This is a genomic window from Pseudochrobactrum sp. sp1633, from assembly GCF_030376605.1.
Lineage (GTDB): Bacteria > Pseudomonadota > Alphaproteobacteria > Rhizobiales > Rhizobiaceae > Pseudochrobactrum.
On record NZ_JARRAE010000014.1, the window covers coordinates 79134 to 90952 of the forward strand.

At 52.0% G+C, this 11819-nt stretch carries 7 protein-coding genes; 3 read left to right on the top strand and 4 right to left on the bottom strand.

From position 1 onward, the window contains the following. Nucleotides 1–125: 125 nt before the first annotated feature. The 4 genes from P8H26_RS14505 to P8H26_RS14520 form a co-directional block, all read right to left on the bottom strand. Complete coding sequence (locus P8H26_RS14505) at nucleotides 126–3569, bottom strand: autotransporter domain-containing protein (protein WP_289633861.1); 3444 nt, start codon at nucleotides 3567–3569, stop codon at nucleotides 126–128. Between the two features lie 114 nt (nucleotides 3570–3683). Further along, a complete protein-coding gene (locus P8H26_RS14510) occupies nucleotides 3684–4616 on the bottom strand; it encodes a glutaminase (RefSeq protein ID WP_289633863.1) in 933 nt (310 codons plus the stop codon). Between the two features lie 151 nt (nucleotides 4617–4767). Then, on the bottom strand, nucleotides 4768–6078 hold the full coding sequence (locus tag P8H26_RS14515) for an MFS transporter (protein WP_289633864.1): 1311 nt from the start codon (nucleotides 6076–6078) through the stop codon (nucleotides 4768–4770). Nucleotides 6079–6105: 27 nt separating this feature from the next. After that, nucleotides 6106–7308, bottom strand: a complete 1203-nt coding sequence (locus tag P8H26_RS14520; RefSeq protein ID WP_289633865.1) for a M20 aminoacylase family protein — start codon at nucleotides 7306–7308, stop codon at nucleotides 6106–6108. Nucleotides 7309–7431: 123 nt separating this feature from the next. Here P8H26_RS14520 and P8H26_RS14525 point away from each other — a divergent pair, with 123 nt between their 5' ends. The 3 genes from P8H26_RS14525 to P8H26_RS14535 all read left to right on the top strand — a co-directional run bounded on the left by P8H26_RS14525 (nucleotide 7432) and on the right by P8H26_RS14535 (nucleotide 11470). Continuing rightward, on the top strand, nucleotides 7432–8340 hold the full coding sequence (locus tag P8H26_RS14525) for a LysR family transcriptional regulator (RefSeq protein WP_289633866.1): 909 nt from the start codon (nucleotides 7432–7434) through the stop codon (nucleotides 8338–8340). A 167-nt stretch (nucleotides 8341–8507) separates the two neighbouring features. Continuing rightward, nucleotides 8508–8927, top strand: coding sequence for an arsenate reductase (glutaredoxin) (gene arsC / locus P8H26_RS14530; RefSeq protein WP_289633867.1), 420 nt, complete (start codon nucleotides 8508–8510; stop codon nucleotides 8925–8927). Nucleotides 8928–9175: 248 nt separating this feature from the next. Then, nucleotides 9176–11470, top strand: a complete 2295-nt coding sequence (locus P8H26_RS14535; protein WP_289633868.1) for an OmpA family protein — start codon at nucleotides 9176–9178, stop codon at nucleotides 11468–11470. The last annotated feature ends 349 nt before the right edge of the window (nucleotides 11471–11819 follow it).

Here is an 11819-nt window from a genome sequence, read left to right on the forward strand (position 1 = left end):
ACCGGCGCAGACTAAATGCGCTATCCCTGAAAACTGGTAATTGCATAACAAACCAACCGGAAATCACGGCAAGACGCAGACTAGAGCGGGTTGCGTCCAGATTGCGTCTTGCCGTGATTTCCTTGTCAGAATTTCATGCTGAAATTGGCATTCACACCATTTTGGGTGAGGCCCGAGCCAAATTGCCCTTGATATGCGACACCGAGTTTGGTGTTTTTTGTAATCGCAAAATCAAGACTGGTTTCAATCAGCGCCGTGTTCTTGCCAATTGCGTTCCCTGCCGAAACGAAAGCGTTTGAACCGGCAGCAAAACTCGCTGTTGACGTTGGGATCACATCACCGAAGGCGTACCTCCAGCCAAGATCAGCGCGGGCAGTTGCAACCGTATTGCCGATTTCGAAACTGGTCGAAGTGCGAATACCGAGCATCGGCAATGTAGTATCCATCGTTCCGGACTGAACTATCAGCGCTGCACCATTATGCCCTTTTTCTGCAAAGCCATCGGTTCTGACATGCACATAGGCAAGATTGGCATAAGGCTCGATAACAGAGCGCTGGCTGAGATTATGTTTATACCCCAGCTCTCCAAAGGCCTGAAATGTACCGGCATTATAGTCGGCCGACAGACTGTCAGAGTAAGCATTGAAGGCGACCCTGCGGCTCATTTCAATAGTGTGCCATGAATAGCTGAGGCCGGAGCGGAAGCCTACAGACCCTTGCGCTGCATCCCATTCCGTACCCGTGTAAGCACCGAGTGTGTAATTATCGCTGGAACCGGAAGACTGAAGACTTGCCGTTTTAAAGGTGGAGCGACTGTAACCCGCCATGACACCAAGCCGCCAATTGTCATAAATACTGCCATCAATACCGGAAATGAAACCGCCCAGTGTCGATTTGGTGCGTGCAGCGCTGTCATCACCCGACTGGCTTGCCCAGCTGCCAAACGCTGTGCCCCAAGCTGCAGTGCGGCTTAAATCTTCCGAACCGTTTGCCACCGGCGAGACTTTATCAATAGCGCCTGCAGCCTGTGTTGTTTTTCGTTCTGGCGCAAAGGCCTGCACGGAGACCGGATTGACCGGTGTTCCGCCAAATGCCTGCGACAGACGATTATTGACCGATAAGCGGGTAGCTCCGCTGGCATTCAGCAATACGCCACTCGCAGATGCGTAAGCCTCACCGCTCAACTGAGGCAGCGCGGAGCGGATGGTTGAACCATCGGGAGCAGAGAAATCCAGCGCTGCGATCAACTGTTCCAATTGTGGCGAAGGGTTACTGACAAGGTGATCCAGAGCATTGCCGACATTACGGGCATTCCCGTTACCGGCATATTGTTCATAAGCCTGCGCATCACGGCTCAGAGAAACCGTATAGGAAGCGTTACCATTATCAGTCGCGCTGGCAGTGAGCGTTGGTGAGGCAAGCGTGGTCGTGACGTCGGTAAAAGCACCATTCACCGTGCTGGCCTGCAACCATTGATCCGAGGTAAGCGTGAAGCCATTGCCGTAAAAACCGCGCTCGGGCGCAAAAGCGATTGTGGCATCAAGATCGGCACTGCCAGTCACAATAAGACTGCTGATTTGCTTCTCATTGTTAAAGGCAAGCTGTAATCTGCCGTTTCCGGCTTGCTCATAATCCCCGTCAATCGTGATTGCGCCACCGAGCAAAGTCGGGTTGAGCGTGCCCTGATTGTGGAAATAACGATCATCATTGATCCGGTACAAGCCGCTGCCGGCAAGTGTAGCATTCTGTTCTACAAGCACGTCATAAAGATCATGATCACCCGTCAGGGTCGAAGTGCCACCCAAAAACTGCAAAGACAGATTATCGCCGGTAATATTATCAGCGTAGCTGATGTTGAAATCCGCATCAGCAGCACCGGTAGCTTTACCCTGATCGTCAGCTTCCAGACCAAAGCGCAATTCGGTCAGGCGCAGATCATTATTCTCATCCGTTTCCTGATAATGAGAAATGATATCGCCGGTGATGCTTGCTCCCTGCATGACATTAATTTCACCGACATAAGCACTGTCTGCCATATAGATTGCAGCTTTGCGTCCGGCCACCCGTCCACTCAGATCAAAACTTGAGACAAGCGGGCCATTAACCTCGGCAAGCGCTGCTGCATAATAATCGGGATAGTCATCCTCCAGATCACGCTCTTCGGACGTAACAAAATAGGAGCCGCGATACTCATTCTTGTCACCCAGTGAGTTATGACCGAAGTCAAAACTGACCGCGATACCATTTTCACCCAGCGCTTCGACATCGCCGCGTTGTGTCAGGCTATGATCGCGGCCATAGGCAAACAGAACGCCCAGACCATTCAGGCCATTGGCATAGACCCGCGTGCCGGATAAAATCGTCATATCATTGCCGATACCATCAACACGGATACCCGCACCACCTGCCCCTGCAGAGAGCAAATCCGCACGCTGGATGATGGTGTTGTCGCTGCCATAGACATGCAGACCGAGCCCCATCGTGGCCGTGTTATATGTATTGGCAATATAGGCTGTGCCTTGGCTGTTACGGCCAAAGAACGGATTGTCATTAATGAGTGTAGCGCCGTCATTATAGACCGAATAACCAAACAGATTACGGCGATCAATTGTATAGCCAATGTCTTGCAGTGCCGCGAATTCCGCTTCCATCAACGTCATGTAATTGGAATATTGCTGATGGCTCATCATACTGTTTCTCAATTCAGTATGCGAAAAAGGCTGATCCAGACTTCCCGGAGACAGGCTCGAGTCTATGCGTAGCGGAATGCCCGGCATGGCACCATTGAGCACTGCTGATACATGCGAACCGGAAAAATAGGCCAGCCCTGTGCTGACATCAAAAGTGTCGGCGCCTGCCGCCGCAGGCTCACAATAAGTACAGGTAATGATCTGATTGGCTGCCGCAGCCTTGCCGTTGCTGTCGATCAGATGGCTGCTCCAGCTATTGAGTACGGATTCAAACTTCGCCTGCACCAGACCATTGTCTTGCTCTGCATCAACGGATGCCGAGATGCCAAGCGCATGCGCTATTTCATGAATCAAAGTACTGGTCATATCGACCTGAGCAGTCTGGATCAGCTGCGACGGCACAAATGGCTGCTGCCAGTCCCAATCCATCTTGCCGATCGATATCATGCCGTGCGCACCATCAAGGAGCTGATCCGGATCCATCACACCATTGTTCAAAGCCGCTGCGACAAGGGTGCCCGCGCCATTCTCCTCTATGGCGATGGGACTATACGCAAAAGCATTTTCTGCTTCTTCCGTCCCGATATTGATAATGGCCGGATTCATGCCCGGGATGATCTTTATAATATCTGCCCAATATTGTGCCGATGAAGAAATGCGATCCAGCGTCGCCGGATCAAACACCCAGCTCGAAGGCTTCTCACCATCATAAGTACCGTCATTCGGGTAGAACAGACGCAGCTCGAATACCGTATTGCCCTTGGCATCGCGTATTTCATGAGGCGTGAAAGCATAGGCAGAACCGGTACAAAGACCTGACAAAAGACCTGCTGAAAGACATGTACTCGATGCCAAAGCCAATATTGATGTTAGTTTCATTGATCCGCCCCTCTGCCCTGCTCAATATACTGAAGAACATAAAAAGCAGAATTGCAGAAAAAACTATCCCTGAAACTTGGTAGCACTGGTAAAAAGCAGTCTCAAAGGGTTAGCTCAACGCCCGAAGACTGACCAGTTCATACGGCGGCACAGAATTTCCAGTGCACGCGTGCCGAGCAAAGAGTTGCCATGCTGATTAAGCCCCGGTGACCAGACGGCAATGGATGAAATACCGGGAACGATTGCAAGAATCCCCCCGCCCACACCGCTTTTGGCAGGGACACCCACACGAAACGCGAAGTCGCCGGAGCCGTCATAATGACCACAGGTCATCATCAGCGCATTAATACGCAGCGCGCGCTCAACGCTGACAATCCGATGATTGCTCACCGGATCGCGACCGGAGGCAGAAAGAAAAAGCCCTGCACGAGCAAGCTGCTCACAGCTCATCGCCAGCGCACATTGGTGATGATAAACACCCAGCACATGGGACGGCCAGTTATCCAGATTTTTGTTGGCCTTTAAAAGGTTCGCAAGAGCCGCATTATTGAAACCGGTCCTGTCTTCTGCCTTGGCAACCACGTCATCAATATAGATATCGTCGTCCTCGGCAATCGACTGAACAAAGCGCACAATCTCGCCGATAGTTTCGCGCGGCTGGTGTGAACTCAGCAAAATATCCGAGATGACAATAGCACCGGCATTGATAAACGGATTGCGCGGCAGCCCTTTTTCCAACTCCAGCAGAACACTGGAGTTAAAAGGGTCGCCTGACGGTTCACGGCCGACACGCTGCCAGATACCGTCGCCTCTTTTGCCAAGCGCCAGCGTCAGAGCAAAGACTTTAGAAATACTTTGAATAGAAAAGGCTTCTTTTGCGTCACCGGCTGAAATCAGCGAGCCGTCATGAAGCATAATCGCAATGCCGAACTTCGCAGGATCGACCTGCGCAAGCGGCGGAATATAGTCGGCGACTTTACCGCGTGTAACGCTATCTTTGAGTTCAGCCTCGATTTCATCGAGTACGGCGCGCAAACGCTGTTTCACCTATTTTACACCTTTGAGATGTCGCTATTGCGTCAACAATAGTCATGAAAGCGGCGGCGATCCGTTTATTCCGCATCACCGCCTGCTTGTGAGACAGACTGGCTAAACAATGCCAGCCAGCCAGTCTGTCTATTCTCAAATGCGCAATCTGTTAGCGCTTAACATCAAAATTGCGCGTTTCAGGCATCATAAACATTGCCACAAGTGAAATCACACTCGTTGCAACCACATAATACGCCGGAGCGACTGCGCCGAAAATACCAATCAGCCATGTGATGATGAACTGTGTTGTCCCACCAAACAGGGTCGCACCGATCGCATAGATCAGGGAAACACCGGTTGCACGCAGCGCAATAGGCATCATCTCAGGGATCGCAACAAGGCTTGCAGCGCCGGTCATCGAAGTGAGCAATGTAATTGCGGCAGTGACCAACAGCAGTACAGCTGGATCTTTGGATTCCGCCAGCCAGAAGAACAGAGGAATAATAACGATCATCAGCACAATACGCGGCCAGATCATCACGCCCTTTCGGCCATATTTATCCGCAAGATAACCGGCAACCAGAGCAAAAATGAATGTCATTGTACCACCAAGCACGGTTCCCGCCTGTGCAAGAATTGCAGGCAGTTTCAATGTCTGAATGGCATAGGTGGTCATGTAGTTACCCACCTGTGTCGACACTGTGGTAGCGATCATCACCAGAATACCAAGCACCAGATAACGGGTGTGGTTGGTGAAAACTGAGGTCACGATCTGCGTACCGGTTTTATCGCTCGGCTTTTCCAGCGTTTCCGGCAATGCACGACGGATATAAATCGCAATCGGGATCAGAGCCAGAGACACGAGGAACGGAAGACGCCAGCCCCATGAAACCAGATCTTCATGCGGCAGATACCAGGAAACCAGCACACCCATCAGACCACCGGCAACAACGGCGATACCCTGGCTGGCGATCTGCCAGCTTGCATAGAGCCCACGCTTTTCGCGCGGGGCGGCTTCGATGAGCATAGCCGATGCAGGGCCGACCTCACCACCGAGCGCCAGACCTTGCAGCAGACGGCAAAACAGAACGATGATCGGTGCGGCAATACCAATCGTTTCATAGCTTGGCGTTGCTGCCAGTCCCAATGTACCAACTGTGATCAAGGCAACGGTCAGGATCATCGCAGAACGGCGCCCTGCCTTATCTGCAAAAGCACCGATCAGAACGCCGCCGAGCGGACGGGTGAAAAAGCCCACGCCGAAAACCGCAACCGAGGCCAGCAGGCTTGCTGTTTCACTGCCGAGCGGAAAGAAGGTCTGTCCAATATAAACAGCAAAGAAAGAGTAGACGATAAAATCGTAGAACTCGAGGGCGTTACCGGCAACCGCTGCGGCGATTGCCTTGACCGGCGGTTTTTCAGACTGGCCGGACAGATTGTCCGAAGCCGTATGCGGCGCATGCATCGTAGTCGCGCTCATGGTTATCCTCCAACAGATAAAATAGTTTTAGTCTTTACGGCCTGTGGTGCCGTTCAGAAATTCCTCCGTCAAGGCCACCCAATAAGCGGCTCCCTCAACGATATTCGCGTCATTAAAATCGAAACCGTCATTATGCAGCGCACGGCTGACAGGGCCCGGCTGATCGCCGTTACCGAGGAAAATATAAGAACCCGGGCGCTCCTCGAGCATGAAGGCGAAATCCTCGCTGCCAGTCATCGGCGTGGTTTGTGCAACATAGTTACTCTCAGCGGCAAAGCGCTTGCCGACCTGTCGTGCAAACTCTGTTTCTGCGGTGGAATTCTGCAAGGCAGGGTAGCCGCGAACATAATCAATATCAGCCTTCACGCCGAAGCTCTGCGCCTGCGTGGCCACCAGATCGCGAATTCTCTGCTCAAGCAGATCACGCACTTCCGGTTTAAAGCTGCGTACCGTCAATTCAATGCGCGAATTTTCAGGGATCACATTATTCGCAACACCTGCCTGCATTACACCAACAGTCACCACAGCGGCATCAAGCGGATTAACATTACGGGCAACGACGGTCTGTAGTGCCATGACGATGGAGGCAGTTGCAACAATCGGATCGGCCGTCGTATGCGGCTGTGCGCCGTGACCGCCACGACCTGTTATCGTAATGGAAACACTGTCGGACGAAGCCATCATCGCCCCGTCATAAAATTGCAGCTGACCCTGCGGCGAGCCTGGCATATTGTGAATACCGAAAACCGCATCACACGGGAATTTTTCAAACAATCCGTCAGCGATCATGCGGGCTGCACCACTATCAGGGCGCCCGTATTCTTCAGCAGGCTGAAAAAGCAGATTGATGGTTCCGTTAAAGTTGCGACGCTCGGCAAGGGTTTTCGCGGCTGCGAGCAGCATTGTGGTGTGGCCGTCATGACCGCAGGCATGCATCACGCCGGTATTAATGCTGGCATAAGGCAGGCCGGTCGCTTCCAAAATCGGCAGCGCATCCATATCCGCACGCAGGCCGATAGCCGCAGAGCTATCGCCATTGCGCAGCTGACCAACGATCCCTGTGGTACCGATATTACGCTCAACCGTATAGCCCCACGTCTCCAGCAGATCAGCAACAATGCCGCCGGTTCTGATTTCATGAAATGCCAGTTCAGGGTGCTGATGCAGATCACGCCGCAGCGCCGTAAATTCCTCAGCATCACGTTCAATCCGTGTTCTGATGTCCTGCATGATTGCACCCTCCAAGATTTCCAAACCATTACCAATGTTAGCTACGAGGTGCATTTTCATTTGTCCAATGCATAGTAAATTTGATAATCATGCATAAAGCGCATACCAGTTTAGGAAAGTTTCATGAACATCCAGCAGTTACGACATTTTATTGCGTTAGCTGAGAAAGGTTCGTTCACACGGGCAGCCGAGCATGCACATCTGACACAACCGGCTTTGTCGCGCAGCATTGCGCAGCTGGAATCGGAGCTTGGAATGAAGCTCGTTGATCGTATCGGCAAACGCTGTGAAGTGACGGCTTTTGGTAATGTGGTGCTTGATCATGCGCGCAGGGTGCTGTTTGAAACAGAAGAGCTTTATCGTGTTGTCAAACAGCAGCATGAAGGCAGTGCGGGACGGATCAGGATCGGCTTGGGCTCTACGCCGAGTGCCCTGCTCACAGCCCCATTGCTCAGCCGGTTTTCAACGACCAATCCGTCTTTACATATTCTGCTTATGCGCGGGTCTATCCCGCTGCAAGTGCAAGCGCTGCGGGACAGAACTCTGGACATGCTGGTGGTTGAAATCAGAGGGGTGCCGGTGACCGCTGATCTTCAAATTGAAATGCTGCCGGCATTGCGCACAGGTTTTCTTGTCAGCCAAGGTCATCCTTTATTACAGCACGCGCAGGTGAAATTTTCTGATTTGCGCTCATGGCCGCTGGCAACAACAATCCTTGCGCCGGAGCAGATACGCAATATGGTTGCGATCTACGGACCGGAAGCCCATCCTGATGAGAGTGTAACCTTCCATTCCGATGCGATTGATGGTTTATTGCAAACCACATTGAGCAGCCAGACAATTTATTACGGGGTTATCGCTCCGGCATATGAGCTGATAACATCAGGGCAGCTTGTGGAAGTGCCGGTGCGCCCCGCCTCGGACACATCACAATTTGCCATCATCCGCCTGTCCGGCCGCTCCCAACCACCAATGTTTCCTATTATGCGCAGCCTCATTCGTGAGAAAATGGCCGAATGGAGCACGATATAGAAACAGTGGTCCGTATAGCGTTTTCCCCGTCATCACCGCACAACTGATACCTTGCAACAATTGTCGGTGTAATGATGGAAGTCCCTGCTCTGCGTCGTCCGGATCGTAAACCGGTCAAAAGGCTGGTATGAACAAGACAATCATCAAACCAAGACAGGTGACATCTGATGTCCGTTACTATCTACCACAACCCTCAATGCGGAACCTCACGCAACACACTCGCCATAATCCGTGCCAGCGGTGAAGAGCCTGTCATCATTGACTATCTGCAAACGCCGCCCTCCAAAGAGCAATTGTCAGAGCTTATTGCTGCCATGAAAATCTCCGTGCGGGATTTGCTGCGGGAAAAAGGTACGTCTTTTGCTGAACTCGATTTAGCCAATGCGAAATGGTCAGACGATCAGTTGCTGGATTTCATGGTGCAACATCCGATCCTGATGAACAGGCCTGTTGTAACCTCACCTCTTGGCGCAGCCTTGTGCCGTCCGTCTGAGCGTGTCCTTGATCTGCTGGAAAATCCGGTTGCCAGTTTCACCAAAGAAGATGGGGAACAGATTTTTCATACGCGTAGCTTGTCGGCGCACTGATAACTGAGAGAGCCACCTATGGCAGCTCTTTTTCTCTGATCACATTTTTTGTTGTTTCGCTGCTCCGTAAACATGCACCTTCTTTCACATTCAGCGAAGGTTCATGAACTTTGCGCTAACGATTTCATGATGTCGCCGAACTTTGCTGTAAATCTGCAAATTATAACGGCTGTATTGAGCGTTGTTTTCGATCGGAAACTGATAGAATGCAACGTGTGCAATGTCTTGCCTTCCTAAGGAGAGGGATTATGAGTATTCGTTCCAAGCTGCTTGCAACGGTTGTTTTTCCGGCATTTTCAGCTTCCATCATGTTGCAACCGGTTCAGGCGGGCACGTCAGAAGCGCCAATCATCCTTGCGCAAGACAGCAGTGAGCAGTCGCCAGACGATCAAATGCAGCGTCAGCAACAGGCAGAAGAAGCGGAGCGCGCGGCTGAAGAAGCCCGCCGCCAGGCCGAGGAACAACAACAGCGTGCAGCTGAAGAGGAAGCCAACAAAGTAGCTGAACAGCAGCAGCGCGCTGCGCAGGAAGAGGCAGAGCGTCAGGCTGCCGAGCAGCAACGTGCCGCTGAACAACAGCGTGCGGCGGAAGAAGCGCAGAGAAAAGAAGCTGAAGACGCTGCCCGGCAAGCAGCCAAACAACAGAAAGAGGCCGAAGAAGAGGCCAGACGCGTAGCCGAACAGCAGCAGAAAGCGGCTCAGGAAGAGGCTGACCGTCAGGCGGCCGAGCAGCAGCGTGCTGCTGATCAGCAGCGCGCAGCTGAAGAAGAAGCACGCCGAAAAGAAACTGAAGACGCTGCCCGACAGGCAGAAGAGCAGAAACAGGCCGCAGAACAGGCGCAGCGTGAGGCTGCCGAAAAGCAGAAGGCAATTGACGAAGCCGCAGAGCAATCCAAGCCAAAAGAAAATCCGGATCAGAAGCCCGATCCGGTTCAATCTGAAGAGGCTCCCGCTACTCCGGCCGAGCCAAAGCCTGAACCAACTCAACCTGCAGAAGTACCAGCTGCACCGGCTGACCAGAAGCCTGAGACAGCTCAGCCCACTGAGCCGCCTGTTGCACCGGCAGAGCAGCCACCTGTTAAACAGCAGGAAGAGCAACCCGCATCTCAGATGCAGCCTGAGCAACCTGCTCAACAGCCCCCTGCCCCTGAGGAAAAACCGCAGATTGATGAAGCCGCTCCGGTGACACAACCAGATCAGCAGGTACCGACGGAGCAAAAAGAACAGGAAGCACAGCAACCCGCCAATAATCAGACAACAGAACCTAAAGCTGAAATTATTGACGAGCGCACACCTGAGCAAAAGCAGGAAGTTGCGAAAGATCCGGCCAGCACCGATGAAACTATTGTTTTGCCGGTTGAAAACGGTGCAGCCGTTCTTGACAGCGACAAGGATGCGGACAATTCGGGCGGCAATCAGTCACGAGAAGAGCGCCGCAAGCAACGTGAACAACAGCGTGCTGCAGATGAACAAAAGGCTCCGCCACCAGAAAACGATGCCGCCGCTCAGGTTGAAATACCTGCCGATGTGAGTGCAGCTCTGCCTCAGAAGATTGAAGCAAACCTCAAAGAAGAAGGCACGCGCATTAAGGACGCGCCAGCTTTCGTAGTTCCTGACACCACGAACATCGTCAATAACACGGTTGTCAATAATACGGTCATTAACAACACGGTGATTAACAATGTGACGAATGTGAAGGTTGTTGAGCAAATCGACAATCGCGTCATCCTTGAGACAGGTGACCGTATTTTCGTGCGCGGTGATGATCGTCCCCGTCTGCGCCGCGATGCGGAACGCAGCTATTATGATGAATTGCCGCGCGGTCGCTTGCGCGAAACCATTGTCCGTCCCGGCGGCTATGAGATCGTCACCATTTATGACCGTTACGGCGATATTTTGCAGCGCTCACGCATTGACCGTGACGGCAATGAATATCTGATGATCTATGCGCCGGAATATGATGATAATCCGCGCGCTGCGATCTTCGACGTTGGATATGATCTGCCTCCGATGCGGCTGACCATCCCTGTCAACGACTACATTATTGACGTGGCGACCGATCCAGAACGTGACTTCTATGACTTTCTGACCCTGCCACCGGTCGAACGTGTCGAGCGCGTCTATACGGTTGATGAGGTTCGCCACTCTGCCCGTTTGCGTGATAAAGTGCGCCGTATCGATCTTGATACAATTCACTTTACAACAGGCAGTGCAGAAGTCTCACTGTCGCAGGCCAAAACCCTGCGTAAAGTCGCAAACGCAATGCAAAAAGTGCTGGCCAAAGACCCTGGTGAAACCTTCTTCATCGAAGGTCATACGGACGCCGTTGGTTCCGACCGGTCAAATCTCGTCCTTTCTGACCAGCGCGCGGAATCCGTGGCAAGCCTCCTCACGGAAGTCTATGATATTCCTGCAGAAAACCTCGTGACGCAGGGATATGGCGAGCGGTTCCTGAAAATCCGCACACAAGTGGCCGAGCAGGAAAACCGTCGCGTAACGATCCGGCGCGTAACACCATTGGTTCGCCCTGTTGCACGCAAGTAACGGAAAAATATCAAGCCGGTCAGGCGTAAATGCCTGACCGGCTTTTTAAAGTCCCGTGGTGCGAAACTCGGGTAAAATACTCAACAGTGCACCCGCATTCGCTCCGCAAACATACTCACAATTTTTCAGAGAATTGAAATTTGAAGGGGTAATGTTGCTGTAATGGTCAAAGCTTAAAAATCGCTCCAATTCAACATCTGACTTAACAGTAAGATGGTTTTCAAGGAATGGAGCGGTGCTTTGAACATAAAATTGTCAAGAAAATTTACAGAGAGATTATTTGAAATTGTTATAATTTTACTCGGCGTTTATTTCGCTGATTTTGTAAATCACAATGATCATTCAATTC